Annotated in this window: 21 protein-coding genes; 9 read left to right on the forward strand and 12 right to left on the reverse strand. The window is 40.6% G+C overall.

Going from position 1 to position 22,779, the window contains the following annotated elements:
• Nucleotides 1-52: 52 nt before the first annotated feature.
• A complete protein-coding gene (locus AAEU30_RS07170; RefSeq protein ID WP_087533506.1) occupies nucleotides 53-703 on the forward strand; it encodes a TetR/AcrR family transcriptional regulator in 651 nt (216 codons plus the stop codon).
• A 112-nt stretch (nucleotides 704-815) separates the two neighbouring features.
• Nucleotides 816-2,273: a tRNA uracil 4-sulfurtransferase ThiI gene (thiI, locus tag AAEU30_RS07175; RefSeq protein WP_421959928.1), complete on the forward strand. Its 1,458-nt coding sequence runs from the start codon at nucleotides 816-818 to the stop codon at nucleotides 2,271-2,273.
• Nucleotides 2,274-2,301: 28 nt separating this feature from the next.
• Here thiI and AAEU30_RS07180 read toward each other — a convergent pair whose 3' ends face one another.
• Together AAEU30_RS07180 and AAEU30_RS07185 are read right to left on the reverse strand one after the other, a co-directional pair.
• Nucleotides 2,302-3,204, reverse strand: coding sequence for a ketopantoate reductase family protein (locus tag AAEU30_RS07180; RefSeq protein ID WP_421959929.1), 903 nt, complete (start codon nucleotides 3,202-3,204; stop codon nucleotides 2,302-2,304).
• Nucleotides 3,197-3,547 carry a VanZ family protein gene (locus AAEU30_RS07185; RefSeq protein WP_087533545.1) on the reverse strand — a complete coding sequence of 117 codons (351 nt, stop codon included), beginning with the start codon at nucleotides 3,545-3,547 and terminating at the stop codon, nucleotides 3,197-3,199. Before AAEU30_RS07185 ends, AAEU30_RS07180 begins: the two co-directional genes overlap by 8 nt.
• Nucleotides 3,548-3,691: 144 nt before the next feature.
• Between AAEU30_RS07185 and AAEU30_RS07190 the strand changes: the two genes are divergently transcribed.
• A complete protein-coding gene (locus tag AAEU30_RS07190; protein WP_087533509.1) occupies nucleotides 3,692-4,174 on the forward strand; it encodes a YajQ family cyclic di-GMP-binding protein in 483 nt (160 codons plus the stop codon).
• A gap of 103 nt (nucleotides 4,175-4,277) precedes the next feature.
• Here AAEU30_RS07190 and AAEU30_RS07195 read toward each other — a convergent pair whose 3' ends face one another.
• The 7 genes from AAEU30_RS07195 to lptD all read right to left on the reverse strand — a co-directional run bounded on the left by AAEU30_RS07195 (nucleotide 4,278) and on the right by lptD (nucleotide 12,995).
• Nucleotides 4,278-6,293: a methyl-accepting chemotaxis protein gene (locus AAEU30_RS07195; protein WP_421959930.1), complete on the reverse strand. Its 2,016-nt coding sequence runs from the start codon at nucleotides 6,291-6,293 to the stop codon at nucleotides 4,278-4,280.
• 132 nt (nucleotides 6,294-6,425) lie between these two features.
• On the reverse strand, nucleotides 6,426-7,241 hold the full coding sequence (locus tag AAEU30_RS07200; protein WP_421959931.1) for a symmetrical bis(5'-nucleosyl)-tetraphosphatase: 816 nt from the start codon (nucleotides 7,239-7,241) through the stop codon (nucleotides 6,426-6,428).
• Nucleotides 7,242-7,247: 6 nt separating this feature from the next.
• Complete coding sequence (apaG, locus tag AAEU30_RS07205) at nucleotides 7,248-7,637, reverse strand: Co2+/Mg2+ efflux facilitator ApaG/CorD (RefSeq protein WP_087533512.1); 390 nt, start codon at nucleotides 7,635-7,637, stop codon at nucleotides 7,248-7,250.
• Nucleotides 7,621-8,427 carry a 16S rRNA (adenine(1518)-N(6)/adenine(1519)-N(6))-dimethyltransferase RsmA gene (rsmA, locus tag AAEU30_RS07210; RefSeq protein ID WP_058561674.1) on the reverse strand — a complete coding sequence of 269 codons (807 nt, stop codon included), beginning with the start codon at nucleotides 8,425-8,427 and terminating at the stop codon, nucleotides 7,621-7,623. Before rsmA ends, apaG begins: the two co-directional genes overlap by 17 nt.
• A complete protein-coding gene (gene pdxA, locus AAEU30_RS07215; protein ID WP_421959932.1) occupies nucleotides 8,424-9,416 on the reverse strand; it encodes a 4-hydroxythreonine-4-phosphate dehydrogenase PdxA in 993 nt (330 codons plus the stop codon). Before pdxA ends, rsmA begins: the two co-directional genes overlap by 4 nt.
• Before the next feature lie 3 nt (nucleotides 9,417-9,419).
• A complete protein-coding gene (surA, locus tag AAEU30_RS07220) occupies nucleotides 9,420-10,715 on the reverse strand; it encodes a peptidylprolyl isomerase SurA (protein WP_087533515.1) in 1,296 nt (431 codons plus the stop codon).
• A 36-nt stretch (nucleotides 10,716-10,751) separates the two neighbouring features.
• On the reverse strand, nucleotides 10,752-12,995 hold the full coding sequence (lptD, locus tag AAEU30_RS07225; protein WP_421959933.1) for an LPS assembly protein LptD: 2,244 nt from the start codon (nucleotides 12,993-12,995) through the stop codon (nucleotides 10,752-10,754).
• Nucleotides 12,996-13,098: 103 nt separating this feature from the next.
• Here lptD and AAEU30_RS07230 point away from each other — a divergent pair, with 103 nt between their 5' ends.
• The 3 genes from AAEU30_RS07230 to djlA are packed head-to-tail and all read left to right on the forward strand — an operon-like array spanning nucleotide 13,099 to nucleotide 15,653.
• Entirely contained in the window at nucleotides 13,099-14,103 is a 1,005-nt protein-coding gene (locus AAEU30_RS07230) for an aminoglycoside phosphotransferase family protein (protein ID WP_421959934.1), read from the forward strand.
• A gap of 1 nt (nucleotide 14,104) precedes the next feature.
• On the forward strand, nucleotides 14,105-14,788 hold the full coding sequence (gene murU / locus AAEU30_RS07235) for an N-acetylmuramate alpha-1-phosphate uridylyltransferase MurU (RefSeq protein ID WP_421959935.1): 684 nt from the start codon (nucleotides 14,105-14,107) through the stop codon (nucleotides 14,786-14,788).
• Nucleotides 14,778-15,653: a co-chaperone DjlA gene (djlA, locus tag AAEU30_RS07240; protein ID WP_421959936.1), complete on the forward strand. Its 876-nt coding sequence runs from the start codon at nucleotides 14,778-14,780 to the stop codon at nucleotides 15,651-15,653. The genes murU and djlA overlap by 11 nt, the downstream gene beginning before the upstream one ends.
• Here the strand turns inward: djlA and AAEU30_RS07245 are convergent.
• Both AAEU30_RS07245 and rluA read right to left on the reverse strand, forming a co-directional pair.
• Entirely contained in the window at nucleotides 15,636-16,622 is a 987-nt protein-coding gene (locus tag AAEU30_RS07245; protein ID WP_421959937.1) for a DUF3530 family protein, read from the reverse strand. The genes djlA and AAEU30_RS07245 overlap by 18 nt on opposite strands.
• Nucleotides 16,623-16,697: 75 nt before the next feature.
• Nucleotides 16,698-17,351 (reverse strand): bifunctional tRNA pseudouridine(32) synthase/23S rRNA pseudouridine(746) synthase RluA, encoded by a 654-nt coding sequence (gene rluA, locus AAEU30_RS07250; protein ID WP_421959938.1) that lies wholly within the window; start codon nucleotides 17,349-17,351, stop codon nucleotides 16,698-16,700.
• A 135-nt stretch (nucleotides 17,352-17,486) separates the two neighbouring features.
• Here rluA and AAEU30_RS07255 point away from each other — a divergent pair, with 135 nt between their 5' ends.
• Both AAEU30_RS07255 and AAEU30_RS07260 read left to right on the forward strand, forming a co-directional pair.
• Complete coding sequence (locus tag AAEU30_RS07255; protein WP_421959939.1) at nucleotides 17,487-17,714, forward strand: ribbon-helix-helix domain-containing protein; 228 nt, start codon at nucleotides 17,487-17,489, stop codon at nucleotides 17,712-17,714.
• Nucleotides 17,714-18,001 (forward strand): type II toxin-antitoxin system RelE/ParE family toxin, encoded by a 288-nt coding sequence (locus tag AAEU30_RS07260; RefSeq protein ID WP_421959940.1) that lies wholly within the window; start codon nucleotides 17,714-17,716, stop codon nucleotides 17,999-18,001. Before AAEU30_RS07255 ends, AAEU30_RS07260 begins: the two co-directional genes overlap by 1 nt.
• A gap of 137 nt (nucleotides 18,002-18,138) precedes the next feature.
• Here AAEU30_RS07260 and rapA read toward each other — a convergent pair whose 3' ends face one another.
• On the reverse strand, nucleotides 18,139-21,033 hold the full coding sequence (gene rapA, locus AAEU30_RS07265; RefSeq protein ID WP_421959941.1) for an RNA polymerase-associated protein RapA: 2,895 nt from the start codon (nucleotides 21,031-21,033) through the stop codon (nucleotides 18,139-18,141).
• A gap of 296 nt (nucleotides 21,034-21,329) precedes the next feature.
• Between rapA and AAEU30_RS07270 the strand changes: the two genes are divergently transcribed.
• The gene (locus tag AAEU30_RS07270) at nucleotides 21,330-22,727 is read left to right on the forward strand and encodes a PhoH family protein (RefSeq protein WP_421959942.1); all 1,398 of its coding nucleotides are present in this window, start codon (nucleotides 21,330-21,332) and stop codon (nucleotides 22,725-22,727) included.
• The last annotated feature ends 52 nt before the right edge of the window (nucleotides 22,728-22,779 follow it).

The following is a 22,779-nucleotide window of genomic DNA, read 5'->3' on the forward strand; positions in this document are numbered from 1 at the left end:
TTGCATAAACTTTGAGCATTTACTTTACTAACAACCTAGAGTAGCAGAATACATGAGTACCAAGGATAAAATAATTAAGACCAGCATAGAGCTGTTTAACCAGCACGGGGAACGTGCGATTACAACTAACCATATTGCTTCTCATATGGGGATTAGCCCTGGCAATCTTTATTATCACTTTAAAAATAAAGAAGACATTCTTCGTCATATTTTTGCGCTTTACAGTGAACATTTGCATACCCAATTTACACCAGTAAGCAACGATAGTGATGGCTTTGTACAGCTCAGTGGCTATTTAGATGCGTTGTTTGAATTAATGTGGCGTTTTCATTTTTTCTACGACAATTTAGGCGATATTCTGTCTCGCGATGAAGTACTAAAAAAAGACTACATAGAATTTCAGTCAGCCTTACTCATGCAAGTGCGTGGTATCATAATAAGCTTACGTGATAACGGCTTAATGGAGCTTGACGATGAAGATGCGACAGAGCTGGCGCACATGTTAAAACTGACCGTAAGCTTTTGGACGCCTTATATTAAGGCACGTCGACTCAGTGGTGAGTTATTACAACAAGATATCTATAAAGGTATTTTAAAAGTGTTAGCGCTGTTTAAAGCTTATGCAGCAGAGCAAAGCCTGCCTAAGTTGAATCAATTAAAAGAAAAATACACCGAACTTGCACAGCAAACTCTACCGACTTAATCCAAACTAAGTTAAGCGGTACTTGTTTATTTCCTAGACGTTAGATTTTTTGCTATAATCGCGCGCCCAGCACTTGGGTGCGTGAATTCTTAAATTGCCAAACGAGTAAACTATGCTTAAATTTATCGTCAAACTTCATCCTGAAATAGCCATTAAAAGCCGTTCAGTACGTAAACGTTTTACTAAAGTGTTAGAAAATAACATTAAAATCGTGCTGCGTAAGCTAGACGAGAAAGTACAAGTTAAAAATAACTGGGATAATATTTCAGTTGTTACGCTCAGTGACGACGCACAGATGCGTCTTGATTTTATTGATTCTCTACAGCGTATACCTGGCATAGTGCAATTTATTGAGGTAACTGAAACAAACTACGAAAACCTTCACGACATCTATGAGATTGCCTTAGATCTTATCGGCCATACTATTGCAGGCAAAACCTTTTGTGTGCGCTGTAAACGACAAGGTAAGCACGACTTTACCTCTACAGATGTAGAGCGTTATGTAGGGGGAGGTCTTAACCAACATGTTGAAGGTGCGCGTGTGCAGCTTAGTCGTCCTGAAGTGACAATTCGTATCGAAATAAAAGATGATAAAGCCTATATAGTTACGCAAACTCATTTTGGTATGGCCGGCTTCCCACTACCCACACAAGAAGATGTGCTATCACTTATGTCAGGTGGATTTGACTCTGGTGTTGCTAGCTATCAAATGATCCGTAAAGGTGCACGTACTCATTTTTTATTCTTTAACCTCGGTGGGGCGGCTCATGAGATTGGTGTAAAGCAAGCCAGCTACTATATTTGGAAACAGTTTAGCTCTACACATAAAGTTAAATTTATAAGTGTGGATTTCGAACCTGTTGTTGCTGAAATTCTTGAAAACGTTGAAAACAGCCAAATGGGTGTGGTGCTTAAACGTATGATGATGCGTGCAGGTAGCCAAATAGCCGAGAAAATGGGGGTTCAAGCTTTAGTTACTGGTGAAAGTATTGGGCAAGTTTCAAGCCAAACATTGGCTAATTTAAGCGTGATTGATCGTGTAACTGAAACCCTTATTTTGCGTCCACTTATTCAACATGACAAGCAAGAAATTATTAACATCGCCCGTAAAATTGGCACCGCAGAAATGGCTGAAACTATGCCTGAGTACTGCGGCGTAATTTCGAAAAAGCCGACTGTTAAAGCAAAAATCCAGGTTATTGAAGCTGAAGAACAAAAGTTTGACTTTGATGTACTCGATACGGTTGTTGCTAATGCTCGTATGATGGACGTGCGTGATATTGACGTAGAAGCAAAACAAGAGCTTAAAGAGGCTGAATCGGTTTCTGATTTACCTGTCGGTGCAGTGGTTGTTGATATTCGTTCACCTGAAGAAGAAGATGCTAACCCGTTAGAAATTAATGGTACTGAGGTTGTGCATTTACCGTTCTTCCGTTTAGCGACTAAGTTTGGGGATCTACCACAAGATAAAGACTACTATTTATATTGCGCGAAAGGGGTGATGAGTCAATTACAGGCGCTGATATTACATGAAAATGGCTTTGCCAATGTAAAGGTATACCGCCCATAATAGTTTAGTTGATAGGTAGAAAGCGCGATTAATTCGCGCTTTTTTTATGCCTTATCATATCGAGAAAATACTGATTGTAAGGCGTTTTAACGCCAACTTTTGCTCCCTGTTGGCAAATGTAGCCACACATAGCATCGATTTCAGTTGGGCGGTTATAGGTAATATCCTGTTGCATTGATGAGTAGTTAAATGCAGTATCTGCCATCACTTGGTATGCTGTAGCTAGTGTATCCGCTAGATTGATATTGATACCTAACTTATTGGCAATAAAACACGACTCACTGAGTAAATTAAATACTTCAGTACTGAACCTAGGTGCTGTGAGCTCCCCATTTTTAACATTGTAGTGCGCACTTAATGGGTTAATAGCAATATTTATGAGTAATTTTTGCCAACGGATTAAAGCAATTTTATCGCTATGACGAATACTGGGGATTGCGGACAGCTGTTTAACTATATACGGTAAACCTTGGGTTGCGATATCATTGCAGCTGCCTAAAATACTCTCACCATCGCCAGTATGTACTACAGTATTAGGGTCTGCTTTAAAGCCTGCCAAGCGGGTAGTTAAAAAGTAGAGAGCGTGTTGGTTTTGTAATTTAGTTAAAATAGGCTGTAGATCACTCATGCCATTATGGGATAAAACCAGCTGACATGATGGACTTAAGTAGGGGAGTAACTGAGCTAAAGCTTCATTTACTTGATATGCTTTAACCGCAAATATAACCGTGTCTATAGGTTTCAATTGTTCTAATTTTTTATTGCTTAAAACGTTAACATTGATGATTTTGCTTTTATCAGAATCTTGATAATAATATTGATTGATTACTTTAGCTTTGCGAGAAATTAAGCTGATATGATTGTTAGCGCTTAAAAAGTGACTGTAAAGTAAACCTATTGCTCCATCGCCTACAATAACAATATTATCCATGATTGGGCTTTTTACCAATATGAAAAGCAAATTTGACTATGAAGTAACTGGCAGCACCAGCAAAGTCAGCAATAAAGTCAGCCACAGATGCTTGGCGGTAGGGCAGCATATCTTGCATTACCTCAATGGCGGCACCGTAGCCTGCTAGCGTTAAGATTTGCACCCATAATGGAATTTTAAATGCTTTGTCCATTACCACTGCAAGGACAAAAAAAATGCCAAAGTGAGCAACTTTATCAACATGTGGGAACAGATTGGCAGCGCCTTTGATTTCCTTGGCAAATAAAAAGGTAAAGGCCACTATACTGACTAAAAAAACAGCTTGGTAAACACGCCTAGTCACGATATATCCTAAATCGTTTAAAAATAGAGCCATAGTATATCAAACAAATTTAGTATCGCACCTGAACGAAACACAGAAATATGTAAAGATTTATAAAATAGGCGGTATAATATATAAATTAAAAAATCTTGTTAGGAGAGACTAATGCCTTCTTTTGATATTGTATCTGAAGTAGAAATGAATGAAGCACAAAACGCTGTTGATAATGCAAAACGTGAACTAGACACTCGTTTTGATTTTAGAGGTGTTGATGCATCAATTGAGCTAAACGATAAAACCATAAAACTTAAAGCAGAAGCTGACGCTCAAGTGCTGCAATTATTTGATATTTTAGCAAACAAAATATCAAAACGTGGCATGGACGTATCTAGTCTTGAATTGCAAGATATCTCTCGTGCAGGAAAAAATGTTTTTCGTAACGTCGCCCTTAAGCAAGGTATTGAAAAAGACGTGGCTAAAAAAGTGGTTAAAGCAATTAAAGATTCAAAAGTGAAAGTACAAGCTGCGATTCAGGGCGAAGAAATACGAGTGACAGGTAAAAAGCGCGATGACTTACAAGAAGCAATGCAGGTCGTTCGTAGTGCTGAATTGGGGCAGCCATTTCAGTTTAAAAACTTTAGAGATTAATCTAAGTACTGCGACAAGTTTAGGCGCTTTAAAACCTAACGATAGGTAAAGAAAAAGCCCAGTTGAGCAATCAACTGGGCTTTTTAATACTGTTTTTATGGTTTTAAACTTTAAACTCATCTACTGATAAGCGTAATTCTTCGGCGAGTTTTGCAACTTCAGAGCTTGAGATATTAGTCTGGTTCGCTCCCTCAGCTGTTTGCTCGGCAATAGCTACGATTGACTCAAGGCGTTCGCTGATCTCTTGAGATACTTGCTGTTGCTCTTGTGCTGCGGTTGATATCTCTTCACTCACGTCATGTGCTTGCGCTACAGCTGTTGTGATTGAATCAAGTGCTGTATTTGCTAAATCTGATTGCTCAACACACGACTCAGCTTGTTGCTTGCCTTTAGACATTGCCGATACCGCCGCTTCAGCACCACTTTGTAGTGATTCGATCATCGCTTGAATTTCTTGCGTTGATTCTTGTGTTTTGCTGGCAAGTGAACGTACTTCATCAGCAACTACGGCAAAGCCTCGACCTTGCTCACCTGCGCGGGCAGCTTCGATAGCGGCATTAAGTGCAAGTAAGTTGGTTTGATCTGCAATTCCACGAATAACATCAAGGATGCTGCCAATAGAAGCGCTATCTTGATGTAGTTTGTTTATTACCTGCGATGCATCACCAACTTCACGTGCGAGCTGTTCAATAGTCGATTTATTTTGGCTCGAAATACCTTTAACGCGTTCAGCTTCCTTGTCGGCATTTTTAATTTCAGTGAGTGCTTGTTGCGCACTGTGGCTAACCGTTTGTGAAGTACTACTCATTTCGGTGGTTGCTGTCGCAGCTTGTTCTACTTGAGCTTGTTGATTGCGGATAGCTTGGCTTGATTCACCAGTAATTGCTGATGTTTCTTCTGATGCAGCTGCAAGTTGAGTAGAGCGTGAAATAATGCCTTGGATTAAGCTTCTTAGGCTATCGATTAGGGTGTTACAACTACGAGACAATTCACCAAATTCATCCTTTGCTGAGTCATCTAAGCGCTGTGTCATATCGCCGCTAGCGACGATATCTAAAATGCGATTAACTTCAGCTAATGGTGTGGTTATCCGATTTACGGTGATAAAGGCAACCACAATAGCTAGTAAAGTCGCAGTAATCATACCAATCCATGTCCATAAATTGGCAGAATTAACATCGTTACTCACGCCTTTTTGCAGCTCAAATGCCACATTACTAGCTTGTTCTACAAGTTCATTGAGTTGTTTTAGCGCGGTGGTGGTGGCTTCATCAGCTTGTGCAAGCTCTGACTTTGTCATCGCGATTACGTCTATTAAGCGCTTTTTGTTAGCCGATAGGCTGTTAGTGCCTTGTATGTTTTCGCGGATAATCACTAAGTAATTATTTAAATCAGCAAATAAGTCAGGGTTATCGGCCTCTACAGCAGGTTTTAATAAACTAATACTACGCTCGACCTCTTCTAAATAATAGAGTTGTTCGTTTTTAACGATATCTAATGTATTTTGCGTTTGAACTGTTAGCATATCTGTACTGTTGGTCACTAGAGATAAAAAGTTATTCTCTAGCATATTAGCGGCTTGATAGGCGCGCGCATCGTTTTCTTCAAGGCCATCTATATCAATAATATCTAGCACCACTGAATTTGCATCTTCTGCGGCCAACTCTATTGTTTCAAGCTGAGTTCTGAGTGTTTTGTTAATTTCAAGCTCATCAGCTTTGTCGTTCAATAAGCCATCAACAGCTTTGATGAAACTGCTGTATGTTTTTTGCACATCTTGGCTGTTGCGGTTTAATTGAGGGTGATCACCCACAATGCTTTGTAATTGTGCTTTCGATTTAGCAAAGCGTTGTTTACGTTCTGTAATCACGGTTTTGATAGGCGCTAGCTCTGCTGTTGAAGTAGTATAAAAGCTGGCTTGTGCAGCTTTACTCATTAATATAAATTCAACTTGAAGGTCTGAACTTTCTTCTAATGCGGGTAATGATAACTGGTTTACCTGTTGTGAAGAATTGTTAATATTTGCAATTCTGAACAGTGAGTTACCCCCAATCAAAAGAAGCAATAGGGTGATGCAGATAAATCCACCCCAAATACGCTGGCTAACAGTTAAGTTCATATGAATTTCCATAAAAGAGTAGTAATTAGACTTTATCGGCTAAATTGCAGATAAGTTAAGTAATTAAATTTAATTACTTTTAACAATTATTATACTAAATCTAACAGAAGAACGCCTTTTTTTCAGTTAAATTTAATTCGATTTGGCAGAAATAACACTAAAGCATTGTTTGTTTTTTAGTTCCATCAAGGTCATTGCACCGCCCCATACACAGCCTGTATCAAGAGCATGAATATTCTCGTGGTTAGTTCTCCCCTCTAAAGACGCCCAATGGCCAAAAACAATGTGGTCTTTAAACTTGTTAAAACGAGGGTGAGAAAACCAAGGTATTATTGTGTTTGAATCAGCAGTCGCCCCTTTACATTTTAGATCTAACTGGCCGTCTATTGTTAAAAAACGCATGCGGGTAAAGTAATTTACAATAAACCGAAATTGTTCATATTGGGTCAGCTGCTCGCTCCATGAAGGCGGGTGTTGGTCATACATGCGCTGAAAAAAGGTTTTGGCCTCACTGCTTTGGTAGCACTTTTGGGCAAACTGAGCATGATTTAGCGCCTGCTTAATTGACCAACCTGGGTTAAGGCCTGCATGAGATATAAATACGTTTTCTTGTTCTAGCCATAGCGCTAACGGCTGCTGTAATAATAACTCAATATAGGCAGGGAGTTTTGGGGAGTCAAAAACGCAGTCTAATTTATCTTTAGGGTTTATCGGTTTGCCAAGTAGATAACAAGCAATAAGATGCAGGTCATGGTTACCGAGTGTTACAGTAATACTGTCTTGGTTTTGCCGCAAGTATTCTAAACAATTAAGAGAATCAGGCCCTCTTGCAACGATATCGCCAACTAGATAGAGGTGATCTTTACTGGGGTTGAAATCAACCTGTTTTAATAAGGCTTGAAATTCATCATAGCAGCCTTGTAGATCACCTATTGCGTAGTTGGCCATAGTTGCTTAATGCAGAATATTAGGCTGAGCTAATCTAAATACATTGATAGGTGCATCAAACTCAGTACCAAATTCATTTTTTAAGGTGTAATAGCCTTGCATTGTACCCACGGGGGTATCAAGCACGGCACCACTGGTGTATTTATAGCTTTCGCCAGGTCCAATAGTGGGTTTTTCGCCAACCACACCTTCGCCTTGAACTTCAACTTCTTTACCATTGGCATCGGTTATCAACCAATAGCGGCTGACTAGCTTTGCACTACATAAGCTGTGGTTTTTAATGGTAATAGAGTACGCAAAAACGTATTTGTCGAGCTCAGGTTGCGATTGACCTTCTACGTAAAAAGTTTCAACTGATACTTTAATGGGCGAGCCCAAATTACTGCTTGTTGTCATAAATCCAATTAGCTATATCTATAAATTGTTGTAACGAAAGGCTCTCAGCACGAAGGGTTATATCAATGCCAATGCTTGTGAGTTCATCTGCGGTTAGTAAATTACCTAAGCTGTTACGCAATGTTTTACGACGCTGATTAAAGGCTTCTAGGCAAACCGTGTTTAAGATTTTGACACTTTTTGCTGTGCGCTGCTCTGGCTTTTTTGGGATTAAGCGAATAACTGCAGAGTCAACTTTTGGTGCTGGTTTGAAGCATTCAGGCGGCACTTCAACTACAGGCATCGCATTGCAATAATACTGCGTCATAACACTTAAGCGACCAAATGTTTTACTACCAGGGCCTGCCACCATGCGTTTTACGACTTCTTTTTGTAACATAAAATGCATGTGTTCAACATTATCTGCAAATTCAAACAGGTGAAAAAGTAGCGGTGTTGAAATGTTATATGGCAAGTTACCAAATACTTTTAGCTTTTTGTCATCACGTACTAAGCTCGAAAAATCAAACTTCATTGCATCGCCTTGATGCACGGTTAATTTTGGCCCTAAAAATGGGTGCTCAGTTAAGCGCTGGGCAAGGTCTTTATCTAGTTCAACAACGGTTAGATGACCACTTAATTCACTTACAGGCTCAGTGATGGCACCAAGACCAGGACCAATTTCTACAAGATTATCTTCAGGTTTTGGATCGATAGCGGTGACTATTTTATCAATAATAGATTCATCGAATAAAAAGTTCTGGCCAAAACGTTTACGGGCGCGGTGCCCTAAATGTACTTTATCTGTCATTGATTCTGTGCTTTTTCATGGGCGAGCTTAATTGCTTCGCGGATCGCTAATTCAAAACTACCCACTTCAGCATGACCAGTACCAGCTAAATCTAAGGCTGTCCCATGGTCAACTGAAGTGCGAATAAAAGGTAAACCTAAAGTGATGTTCACTGACTTACCAAATCCTTTGTATTTTAGCACAGGTAACCCCTGATCGTGATACATTGCAAGTACAGCATCTGCTTGAGATAGGTATTTATCTTGAAATAATGTATCAGCGGGCAATGGGCCAATTAAATTCATTCCCTGATTGTTTAATAACTCAAGGGTAGGCGTGATAGTTTCAATTTCTTCACGGCCTAAGTGGCCATCTTCACCTGCATGTGGGTTTAAGCCGCACACTAGGATTCGTGGTTTTTCAATACCAAACTTAGTTTGTAAGTCATGATTTAAAATGCCGGCTACTTTTGATAAGCGTTCAACTGTTATAGCACGTGATACATAGGCTAAAGGAATATGTGTCGTCACTAGAGCCACACGTAAACCTTCAGTTGCTAACATCATTACTACGTCGGCGGTATTTGATTGCTGAGCAAAGTATTCAGTGTGGCCACTGAATGAAATGCCCGCTTTATTAATAATGCCTTTATGTACAGGCCCGGTAATCACAGCATCAAATGTGCCGTCCATATTCTTCTCTGACGCTATGCGCAGCGTATCAAGGACATATTGGCCATTTGCATCATCTAATACACCAAGCTCGACCTGTGCACCTAAATCCACTTGATGTAAATATACTGTCCCAGCAGGGCTGGTGGTGGCAGGTGCTGATTCATCAAATTCAATTAAGTTAATTGTTAAACCAAGTTGTTCAGCTCGTTGCTTTAATAATTGGCCATCTGCAATTACAACAAGTTGAGCAGGCCAATCATGTTGGGCTAACTTTAGCAGTAAATCTGGGCCAATCCCGGCTGGCTCGCCGGGGGTAATCGCTATACGTAACGTCATTTGTTACTCATCAATAGGGAAAATTTCAACGTGGGCTTGTTCACGCATTTCTTGTTGCCAGTTAAAACTTTCTTCTTTAAATTTACGGTTAAATAGCATGCCGTGCGCACGGTTTCTCTTCGCTAGTTCTGTTTTATCCGCAACACGCTTATCAAGCAGTTGCACAATATGCCAACCAAATGTAGTTCTAAATGGGTCACTAATTTCATTTTGATCAAGTGAAAGTAATGTATCTCTAAACGCTGGTACATAGGTTGTTGGATCTGTCCAATCGTACTCACCACCTTTAAGCGCTGAACCTGGGTCTTCAGAATACTCTTTAGCTAATTCACCAAAGTCAGCTGTGCCAGCTCGTAGCTCCTTGGCAAAACCATTTAGCATGGTGCGTGCTTTTTCTTCACTTAAGATAATAGATGGCTTAATAAGGATATGACGCGAGCGAACTTCAGTTGTTTCGACCACTTGGCGACCACGAATATCTTGTACTTTTACAATGTGGAAACCTGCCCCAGAGCGAAGTGGACCAATTATCGCCTCTTTTTTCGCCCCTTTTACAGCTTCTGCAAATAATGATGGCATTTCGTTAATGCTCATCCAACCTAACTGGCCGCCTTCAAGTGCCTTAGAACCACTCGAGGAAGAGATTGCAATGCGTTTAAATTCTTTACCGTCTTGTAAAAACTCGATGACTTTATCAGCACGCGTCTTAGCACTAGCAATTTCATCTGCGGAGGCGTTATTAGGGATATCTATTAAGATATGACCAATATCGTATTCTTCCGTATTTTGGCCTTGGCTTTCCATAATCTTTAATAAGTTATCAACTTCTTGTGGGCTGATATAAATACGGCGATCGACGTTAGCACGCATAACTTGTTGCGTGGTGATCTCTTTACGAATCTCTTCACGGTATGATTGAAAGCTTTCACCTGAGGCCTCAATTGTACGACGTAAGTCAGCAATTGTACCGCCTTGCTCTTTCGCCATGCCGACTAGGGTTTGATCAAGTTGACTGTCTGAGATCTCAAGGCCCATACGTTCAGCCAATTGCATCATTAGGGTTTGATTAACCAGACGCTCCATTGCTTGGATACGTAATGTTTCATCAGAAGGAAGCTCTTGGCCTTGTTCCTTCGCTTGTGCTTTAACACGGTTAACGATAGTGTCTACTTCACTTTGTAAAATAACACCCTGGTTAACAATACCTACTACCTTGTCTATTTCAACAGGGGCTGCGATAACACTTTGACATAACCCAAAGCTTAAAAATGCTGATGCTAATAATTTTTTTAAATTCATACTTTTTCTAATACTCTTGCTAATAGTACGGTAATACTAGTTATTAAGAAAATACGGTCTACGATAGCCAAAAATACCTTGTTGTAATAATTTTTGTGCATCATAACGGCTTTTACTACCTAATCCTTTCAAGACAATGTTAAACCCAATGCTTGAATCAAATGTAGCTTGTTCTTGGCCTATAGCCTGGTTTAAATCGGTTTCAATTTGGCGACTGGCTGTTAATTGGAACGCCCAACAGCAAGACTCATATTGCAAGCCTGTAAACATTTCAATGCTACGACCTGTCTCTAAATCTCGGTGATAACTATTTACAAACTGCCATTGTTCACTAATTGGAAAGCTAGTAAAAAAGCCAACTTGTTCGATTGTATTGCCTGAGACATCATTTGCATAGCGATGGTTCAATTGTACCAGCTGATTATTATCACCTTTGTAATCTAAAGTAACGTTAGACTGGATTACTTGTTTCCCATCGGTGTCATATTGAATACCACCTGATAAATACCAGCGACGGTGCCAATGTATCATGCTTTGCGCTGCAAACAATGCATTATAATTAGTGTCGGAATTCAGTCCTTGCTCTGTCGGCTTGGCTGAATCTTCTAAATAAAAAATTTGTCCGGCACTGAAATTAAATAGCTCTTCGCTATTATCGTTAAATAATCGGGTTGTAGCACCTAAAGTAAATTGATTGGCTGCGGCAATACGGTCAATGCTTGAAAAACGACTGTCGCGAAATAAACCAAAAAAATCATCTTGTAGTTTTGTTGTATCGTATAAACCAATATCAGATTGATCCTCATCAGGTGTATATAAATATTGCACCTGAGGTTCAAGAGTTTGAATGCCGTTACTAACTAACGTTGTATCACGCTCAAAGTTTAGCTGGCTATACAAACGCACTTTAGGCAAGGTTCTGGATACTGACTCAGAATACTCGCTTCCGGCTAAATCACCTTCTTGTTTGTAGTTAGTGTGTAAAACACTAACCTCAGATAAAAATGACCATGCATACTCTTGATAGCCATAACTCGCTTTTGGCTCAATATGTACACGTGTTGCTTTATCGATGATTGCAGAGCTATTGGTAAAGTGGCTTAACTCACCATCTAGAGTTAGTTCAATATCACTGAAGCTAAATGGCGCTGTTTGAGAAAAACTAATTTGTGGCCAAGCCGCATATGACTCAACGTGATTACCCAACACTTCAAAGTTTTGCACTTTTATATCAGTACGCCAGCGCTCGCCCAAATATGAGAGTGAACCTGTACGGTACAATTGAGTATCTGTGCGGGTGGCGTAATCTGACCCTAAATCAGTTAGGTAGTTATCATCACTAACATTCGTAATATCTATATTGGCACGCCATTTCTCACCAAAATAACTTTGCTGCTGCCAGTGAAAAAGGTAGCGATCGTCCAGCTCAGGTTCTGAATCATCTTTATTTAAATATTCTAAACCTAATAAACCTTCGCTAGTCTCGCTTAAATAACGAAACTCGGTGATTAATTGCAGTCCTTTTTTAGACATATACCTAGGTGTAATAGTGGCATCGTAATTGGGTGCAATGTTCCAGTAATAAGGAGTAACAGACTCGATGCCATAACGGTCGGAAGCTGAAAAATTAGGTGTTAGTAGGCCTGACTTTCTACGTTCATCAATTGGGAATGTAAAGTAGGGTAAATACAGTACTGGCGTATCCATTATGCGCAATACCATGTCATGGGTTTCACCCCAACCCTCTTCACGGGATAGGTCAATTTCATCCGCTTCTATTGCCCAAAGGGGAACCTCTCCTGGACAGGTAGTAAAGCTTGCGTTCAGCAGGTTTAAGCCAGACTCGTTGACTGTGAGCTTTTCGGCTCCACCGTGACCTTGTTGCTGCGTTAGTTTGTAATCTGCGCCAAGCAAACTGATTTGTGAATTATTTAAATCTGCATTTAATCCAGCACTATTTACTTCGCTCACAGTGTCGCGGTAAGTAATTGGGCCAGTGGCATTAAGTAACCCACGCTGTTTGTCAATAAGTGCACTTTGTGCGGACAAACTCATAGTAAGGGTGTTAATATCAACGTTACCGGTAAATTCTGCGCTTTGGGTACCAAGCAGTTCTATATCATCTGAACGGATATCGACCATGCCCAAGTCAAGGCCAGCAAGCGGTTGCCAAGCTCTGGTTTGCATTGAATTGCCACAAAAGTTGTGTGTCAGCTCAGTTTCGGCAAGCGATGGTGCGCTAATTACGCTTAGCATCATTATGCCCCAGGTTTTGCTCATTTATTAACCTTAATATGCTGTCATTGAATATAGGTCTGACATAATAAAGGAAAACAATGGCAAATACAGTATTTGACTTAGTGAAAAATAGATATCGAGTGTAATGAATCGTTTTAAAAGTTTACAACAGTTTTTAACCCCGCACTTTAATGATGAAGAATATCAGTTAGCTGCGATCACGGGAGATGCCAGTTTTCGTCGCTATTTTCGCTTAAATCGCGGTCAAGATAGCTTTATCGTGATGGACTCAGATCCTCAAGTTCTCGATAACACACCTTACATAGAACTTAATAAAGTATTTTCAGAACATGGTTTTACTCTACCTAAAATTCTCCACGCCGACGAAAAACAAGGTTTTTTCTTATTAAGTGACCTTGGTAACACACACCTTGCAGATTTGCTCGATGATAAAGAACGTACAAATCATTATAAACATTTGATAGATCTCAGTGCGCAATGGGCAAAAATGCCCGCTGTTGAGCATATGAAGGATTTTGATCGCAACTTTTTAGAATTTGAATTAAGCATATTCTTAGAATGGCTTGTTGAAGGGTTTTTATCGTTAAAGTTAAGTGATGCAACAAAAGCTATTTGGAAAAATAGCTGTGAAGTATTAATTGAAAACATTTTAGCGCAACCTACGGTAACTGTTCATCGAGACTTTCATAGCCGCAATATTATGCGCAGCAATCAGCAGTGGGCCATTATTGATTATCAAGACGCCGTACAAGGTCCCGTGTGTTATGACCTAGTGTCTTTATTGCGTGATTGTTATTTTAAATTGCCTCATGATGAACTTGAATTCTTACTTAAGCATGCATATAAAGAGTTTGAACAACAAGATTTAATTAGCGATGTTAGCTTTTCGCAGTTTACCCAATGGTTTGATTTAACTGGCGTGCAACGTCACTTAAAAGCGGCGGGAATTTTCTGTCGACTCAATTTACGTGATGGCAAACTTGGTTATATGAATAATGTATTACCAACACTACGTTATATAGTGGATGTTTCAAAAGAACACACAGCGCTGGCTAAACTGGGTTGTTGGATAGAGCAAGAAATTATTCCGGCCACGCTTATTGCAGTAAAAGAGCAAATGGGTAGTTAGTATGAAGGCGATGATTTTAGCAGCTGGACGTGGACAACGAATGATGCCGCTTACAGCATCTATGCCCAAACCTATGTTAACAATAATGGGTAAACCATTAATTGAATACCATATTGAACGCTTAAAAGCGGCAGGTATTACAGAAATAGTTATTAACCTTGCGTGGCACGCAAACAAGATAACCGAGTACTTTGCAGATGGCCAAGCATTTGGCGTTAATATTCATTATAGCCAAGAGCCCGAGCAAGGCCTTGAAACTGCCGGTGGGATAGTTCGAGCCTTACCTTTTTTAGGTGATGACTTTATTGTTGTTAATGGTGATGTATTTACCGATTATGATGTGAATGCATTAAAAGCGCTGCACTTAGATGAAGGTGAAGGTCATATCGTTCTTGTTGAAAATCCACCTCATAACCCAAATGGTGACTTCACATTGCGTCACTTAGGGCCGCAAAGTCAAAAGTATACGTTCTCTGGCATTAGCCGGTTTAAAGCATCGTTTTTCCAAGGTATACCAGATGGTGTATTACCGTTGGGCCCTCTACTACGCGAGCGTTTAGCTTCGGCTGATATATCAACTGAACTTTACATCGGTATGTGGAATGATATTGGAACACCTGAGCGTTTAACACAGTTAAATGAGCAATTAACCGAAACACTAAAAGGAGTGCCTCATGTGGGGTAAGATTTTAGGGGCCTGTTTTGGCTTTATGTTTGGCCGAATTATAGGCTTATTTATCGGCCTTTATTTAGGTCATATGTTTGATAAAAGCCTCAAGCAAAATTTTGATAAAGCCGGTGGTTTTTCAAGTTTATTTAATGGTGATGATGATATTGACCAACGCCAGGCGCTGTTTTTTACCAGCTGCTTTGCTGTCATGGGGCATATTGCTAAATCAAATGGCCGAGTGAGTGAAACACATATTCGCGCAGCTAGCTTATTTATGGACGAAATGGGCTTGTCAGGTGAAAACCGAACAGAAGCACAAGATGCATTCAAGGCGGGCAAAGAAGCTGACTTCTCGTTAAAAGAAACGGTATATGATTTTAAAGAGCGATTTGCACGTCGCCATGATTTACTGCAGTTATTTTTAGAAATTCAAATACAAATGGCATTTTCTGACGGCGTATTAGCAGCGCAAGAAAAAGAGCTATTGCAAGAAGTAAGTAAGCAGTTAGGGATTTCTAAAACCCACTTTGCATTTGTGCTAAAACGCTATCAGGCAGAGTTTAACTTTCGCCAGCAACAACAACGTTACCAGCAGCAACAGCAGCGTCAACAAGGGCAAAGCAGTAGCTATCGAGAAGGTTCAGGCCATCATGTTCCACCAAATAATAATGGTATGAATCGCACTCAAGCACTGGCATTGTTAGGGCTTAATAATGAAGCCAGTGCTCGAGATGTTAAAGTCGCGTACCGTAAGCTTATGGCACAACATCATCCAGATAAGCTTGTTTCTCAAGGATTACCAAAGCATATGATGGAGTTGGCCGTTAAAAAGAGCCAAGATATCCAATCAGCCTACGAGTTTTTAAAAAAGGCGGCGTAAAAAGCCGTCTATTTCCTTACTTAAGCGCTCATGTTGCTGTGGCTCTGAGCGCAGACCAAAAAGCTCTCGCTGGCGGTAATCATATTTACTGTGACGTTTTACCCAGCGTTTTCTATCTGCCACGCTAAGTAATAAGTCGGGGTTATCGTTACTGTAAAAAATATCTAACAGCGGCGGACTTATTGTCGACACTAGAGTGTTTAACTGTTGGTTTCGTTCAGGATTAGGTAAATAGCTGCTCAAGCTAATGAATGCATCAATGTTGTTATTTGGAAAGCTTGCATAATGCTCCAGTAGTACGCCTGCACTCGCTCCTTGAGCAATAAGTACTATTTTACCACCTTCATCAAGCGCGCTTTGGTATAGGGCTTCAAAACGAGCCACTAAGTTTTCTTTATAATCATCTATTACATCGTCATTGATATATGCAAGTGCATCAACGTGTTTCGGTGTAACCGTGTTTTCGCTCGCATCAGTTTGTTCAGTTACGGCTTCTTTGTCAGCTTCAGGGTTAGGCTCAATGGCTGCACCTTCTTGTTCAGCTGTAGCAATTTCAGTTTCACTGTCACCTTCTTCGGTGCTTTGCTCAGCGCTTGCTTGCCAATCGATATCAGGCACCGTCATAGCTATCGTGGTATAGCCAAAGTCATTTAAATGAGTGCGTAAAAAGTTAATACCATTATTATTGGTAGGTAAATGCTGCCAATCAGGGATGATCAATACAACGCCGCGCAGCTCTGCGCTCATATACTCTCGGTATAAACTAATAAACTCTTGCTCGCCGACTTGCAGTGGCTTTATTTCACCTTGCGGCATTAATCGAGATATATCGCTACTGGTAATAGTCGACCAAGGAGTCGGTGCAATGTGATCTGCCGCAACACTGTGGTGGCTTATGAGCAAAGTACCCATTAAACCTATTGTGAAACCTAAGTGTAAATATTGCCTGAGTATACTTGCAAAAGGCATAAACCATCATTACCGATTAAAGCGAATAACTGGTTATCGGCGATGATGGATAAAAGTTTAATACAATTGGTGGGCTTAAAAATCTGGCTCTATTTCAAAGGTCATTGATTGCCCATTGCCCGGGTGTGCTAGTTCTAGCATTTGCGCATGTAGTTGTAAGCGTGGTGCGCCAGCCAATGCATCAGGATGAGCATAGAGTCTATCGCCTAAAATAGGGTGGCCTAATGACAGCATATGAACTCTTAACTGGTGTGAGCGTCCAGTAATAGGTGTTAACTCTACACGAGTGGCATTTTTTTCATATTCAAGCACCTGAAAGTGCGTTAGGGAAGGTTTCCCGTTTTCGTGATCAACCATTTGTTTTGGGCGATTAGGCCAGTCACAAATAAGCGGTAAATCAACAGAGCCCGTTGCTTGTTCTAACTTACCATAAACACGCGCAATGTAGCGTTTTGCAGTTTGGCGCTCCTGAAACTGCATACTTAAGTGGCGATGCGCAGCTTTATTCATCGCTAAGCAAATAATCCCTGAGGTTGCCATATCTAAGCGGTGAACAATTTTAGCTGTTGGAAAAACACGATTCACACGTGATATTAAACAATCTGCATGTTTCGGGTCTTTACCAGGAACGGTTAATAATTCACTGGGTTTATTTACAATCAATAAATCGTCATCTTGATACAAAATGGTTAAATACGGATCGAGCGGGGGATTGTAATTAATTAACACGGTAGACCTCAGTGATTTTTAAGTGCGCTATTTTAGTTGAGTGAGTCATTAGGCTCAAGGGAAAGGTAAAAGTTTAATTGCATGCTTTTTAATCTGGTGTAAAATTGCACCAGATTAAAGTTGCAGGAATTTATTATGGCAAGACAAAGTATTTCACTTACTGAAAAAAATGATTTATGGCTACGTAATCATGTAGAGAATATCGGTGACTACGCAAATAAAAGTGAGCTGGTGAATGATTTAATACGCCGTGCAAGAAGGGCTGAGGCGATAAATAGTAAGCTTGCTAAGTCAGAACAAAGTGGCTTTAGCGCTCAGTCCGCCGACCAAATGTTAGCAGAATTCAAATCAAATACTAAGTAATGGCTACATTTAAGCTCTCAAATGATGCGAAAGAAGACTTACGTCGTATTTATCAATACGGTTGCCAAGAGTTTTCACAGCAACAAGCAGATACTTACTTTTACAGTTTCTTCGCTATGTTTGAAAAACTAGCTGCAAACCCTTATTCCTACCAATCAGTTGACCATATACGTACAGGCTATCGGCGCGCTGTTTGCGGCTCAGACAGCATTTATTACAGAATTACAGAAACTGATGTTGAAATAATGGCTCTATTAGGTGGCCAAGACACTGATGAATGGTTGTAACTCTATAACTTGAGGTAGCAAATACCTACACGATAAGCATTTAATGTGAGCCAAACTGTAGAATTAAATATAAAAAGCGCGGTGTTTATACCGCGCTTTTTGAAATGGTTTAATAATATCTAACTAACGGCTACACCCTAGTGTGATACCACAATCAAGCGAATCGCATCGAGTTTTAACTGGGCTTTTTCAATATGCGTGGTCAATTCACTGCGCTGCTTATCGTAAAAAGTCAGTTCTTCTTCACGAATATTCGGGTTAATCTGCTTCAAAGCTGCTAAGCGCGCTTGCTCTTGTGCTAACGATTGCTGCATTTGCTCAAGGGCATTAGCACGAATAACTTCTAATTTAGCTTGTGCCATCTCTTGAGCTGATTTAATCATTGGGTGAATCGCGCTTTGCAGTGCACCTGCAAGTTTACTTGCCGTTTGACGACCCACGGCTGAAAGTTGCTGATTAAAGCCATCAAAACCTACATTATCACCTAGGTTATTGCTCGCTTTATCAAGCAAGATACGGATCGGGGTAGGAGGCAAGAAACGGCCAATCTGTAGAGATTTAGGCGCCATGGCTTCACCAACAAAAATAAGCTCAACAAAGAAAGTACCTGCAGGTAGCTTTTTGTTTTTCAACAGTGCCACAGAGGCTGTACCAAAGTCATCATCGCAAATCATATCGAGCGTGCCTTGAACCATTGGGTGATCCCAACTGATAAAGTGCACGTCTTCTTGTGAAAGCGCGGTGTCACGGTCAAAAGTAACTGTGATGCCATCATCTTTTAAACTTGGGAACGATGGGTTTAGCATGTGCTCCGTAGGCTTTAAAATAATGGTGTTTTCGCCTTTATCTTCTTGGCTTACGCCAAATGTATCGAATACGTTGATCATATAACTTGGTAATTCAAACTGATTATCGAGCTTTTCAATATCAGTAACTAATGAATCAGCAGCGCCTTGACCTGATGAATGCAGCTCGAGTAAACGGTCACGACCGCTTTCCATTTGCTTACGCAGCTTTGTGTTTTGAGCTGCGACTTGTTCAAGCAGCGGGTCTAACTCGTCTTCGTCACAGTTATGCGCGGCAATAAATTCAAGCAAGTCTTCACTGAACTCTTTATATAGCAATTGCCCAGTGGTCGAGGTTGTTTCAAATGCGTCTAGACCTTCATTGTACCAACGCAGCAGTACTTCTTGTGCTGTATTTTCAAAGTATGGCACATGAATGTTCACATCTTGCGTTTGGCCAATTCGATCTAAGCGACCGATACGTTGCTCTAATAAATCAGGGTTAAGTGGTAAATCAAATAGCACTAAGTGGTGAGCAAACTGGAAGTTACGCCCTTCTGAGCCAATTTCAGAACAAAGTAGGATTTGAGCGTTATCGTACTCATCAGCAAAGAATGCGGCTGCGCGGTCTCGTTCTATTATCGACATACCTTCGTGAAATACTGAGGCTTTAATTGCTTCACGCTCGCGCAGGATTTGTTCAAGACTAATTGCGGTTTCTGCTTTTGCACAAATCAGTAATACTTTTTCGTGCTTAAGTGTTTTAAGTGTGTCGATTAACCAATCTACACGCGGGTCAAATGCGCCCCAGCTAGCACTTTCGCCTTCGAACTCTTGGAATATTTTCTCAGGGAATAAAGCGCGTTGTGCACTTAATTCAGCGCTTTGAATACCGCTCATGTTACCGAGTACCGAGATAGCCGTTTTATACTGCTTTGGCATTGTCATTGAATAGGCGTGTAATTTACGGCTTGGGTAGCCATCAATACCGCTGCGGCTATTTCTAAATAAAATACGACCAGTACCATGACGGTCAAGCAGCATAGATAGAATTTCTTTGCGCGCCGCGTCATCACCATTTTGTGCTTGCTCTAGCACCGTGGTGATATCAGTTTCTTTTAGCAATTCAATAAGGGTTGCTTTGGCGGTGTCATCTAGTGCTTGATGTTGCAATAGCTGGTTTGCTGCTTCTGCAACGTGTTTATAATTACTTTCTTCTTCAACAAATGCATCGTAATCATAAAAACGATCCGGGTCGAGTAATTGCAAGCGAGCGAAGTGGCTACGATGACCCAGTTGATCGGGTGTTGCGGTTAATAAAATAAGCCCTGGAATATCTTGGCTTAGTTCGGCCATGCGTTGATATTCTGTACTTGGTTTACCATTATTAATACTTAAATGATGAGCTTCATCAACAATTAATAGATCCCAATCGGCAAGTGTTGCTTGTTCAAACCAGCGTTTTTTCTTGGTGATAAACTCAAGGCTGGTAAGTACTAACTGCTCTGTTTCAAATACATTTGGCGAGTCGGCGAATGCTTCGTCACAACGTTCTTCATCGAAAATAGAAAAATGTAAATTAAAACGGCGTAGCATTTCAACTAGCCATTGATGCTGCAGGTTTTCAGGCACCACAATAAGAACACGACTAGCGCGGCCACTGATAATTTGCTGGTGTAATATCATACCTGCTTCAATGGTTTTACCTAGGCCTACTTCATCAGAGAGTAATACGCGAGGGGCGAAACGTTTACCCACTTCTTGGGCAATGTATAACTGATGCGGGATCAGACTGGCACGTTGACCGATTAAGCCTTTAATAGGTGATTGCTGGCGTTCAAATTGATGCTGCCACGTTTGATAACGTAATGTGTAACGATCAAAACGGTCTACTTGACCGGCAAAAAGGCGGTCTTGTGGCTTATTAAACTTGATAAAGTGATCAAGAAAGGTTTCTTTTAATTGTGCTTGTTCACCGTTATCAACACGGGTGCCGTGATAACACAGTAGTTCACCTTGAACTTCAATAGATTCGACTTCAAGTTCCCATTCTTCAACGCTTTTGATCACATCGCCAGGATTAAATGCCACGCGAGTAACCGGCGCTTCTGTCATCGAATAAACGCGGTTTTCGCCACTGGCGGGAAATAATATGCTGACCTGACGGCCTTCAAGGGCAACGACTGTGCCTAATCCTAAATCTGACTCTGTATCACTGATCCAACGCTGACCTAAGGAAAAATTCATGTATGTCTCGTCTATGAAGAAAAAGGCGGCTATGTTACCTGTTACCTAACACCACTGCAAGGCGCTAACTAGCTCACTTTTAATTAATTTTATAACTGTGAATTATTCTTATTTCAGCGATTGCTGTGAAGACTAATTCAAAACAAATAAAGGTTTGTCATAAAACAGACTTTTATGACATCTAAGCTAAACTTAGAATATACCTTAACAATCAAATTTTACAGGGCGAGTGATCAGCCCGTTTTATTTGATTAGTTTGGTATAGCATAAAAATCATAAAACGTAAGGAAAGTGCTATGGAAAAAGCTTCGAACCTTGATAGTAAAATGTATGTGCTAGACACCAATGTATTACTCCACGAGCCCCTCGCCTATTTATCTTTTCAAGAACATGACGTTGTTATCCCCATGACAGTATTAGAGGAATTAGATCACATTAAAGACCGCAAGCACGACGTTAGCCGTGATGCGCGTGTAGCAATACGAGGTTTAGATGAGGTACTTAAAGATGCAACACCAGAGCAAATGCTAAAAGGGGTCGCATTACCGAGTAACAAAAAGACAAAGGCATCTTCCTCGGGTACTTTAATTATTGTAAACGATCATCTGTTTGCTGATTCCATCTCAGGTTTGCCAGGTAATGAAAACGACCATCGCATAATCAACTGTGCCGTTCATCTACAAAAACAGCACAGCGATGCCAAAGTTGTACTCGTGACCAAAGACATCAATATGCGGTTAAAGGCTAAAGGCGCGGGGCTTAAGTTTGTTGAAGATTACCGAACTGATCAGCTAATAGATGATATTGCCTTGCTCAGTAGCGGTTATAAAAAGATAGAAGGGGATTTTTGGCAACATGTTGGTGAATGTGAAACACAGCAGCAAGGCCGAGATACTTTTCATAAAGTGGCAAAAAGTTTAATACCTGACGTGTTTTGTAATGAATACTTATTGGATGGCAGCGGTCATTTTGCTGCACGCGTTAAATCCTATGACGATGATAACATCATGCTCAAAGACATGGGGGTTGAGCGTTTAATGCATCAATCAGCATGGGGGGTTAAGCCTAAAAATATTTACCAAGGCATGGCGCTTGACGCATTACTCGATCCAAGCATTGAGCTAGTTATTTTAACCGGCCCTGCGGGGTGTGGTAAAACCTTACTTGCGCTTGCCAGTGCACTTGAAATGATCATTGAAAAAGGTATTTACGATAAAGTCATCGTGACGCGTAATACGCCCGAGATCGCTGAGTCTATAGGCTTTTTACCAGGCACAGAAGAAGAGAAAATGGCGCCCTGGCTGGCTGCAATAACAGATACTTTAGAGGTGTTACATAAAGGGGATGAAAACCCAATATCAAGCCGTAATTATATTATGGAAAAAGCAAATGTGCAGTTTAAGTCAGTTAATTTCATGCGAGGGCGGAGCATTCAAAATGCAGTGGTCATTCTCGATGAAAGCCAAAACTTAACTGCATCACAGCTTAAAACCATCATCACTCGCTGCGGTGAAGGTACTAAACTTATTTGCTCAGGTAACCTTGCGCAAATAGACAGTAACTACTTAACACCAGTAACTTCGGGGCTAACGTATATTGTAGAGCGCTTTAAAGACTTTGAGGGCAGTGCAACGGTTAATTTAAATGGGGTGGTACGCAGCCGGTTAGCCTCTTTTGCAGAAGAAAATTTATAACTTGCGTCAACTTGTATGGCTCGATAGTCTAACCATAGATTATTGAGTCATA

Source organism: Pseudoalteromonas mucoides (assembly GCF_049257175.1).
Taxonomy (GTDB): Bacteria; Pseudomonadota; Gammaproteobacteria; order Enterobacterales; family Alteromonadaceae; genus Pseudoalteromonas.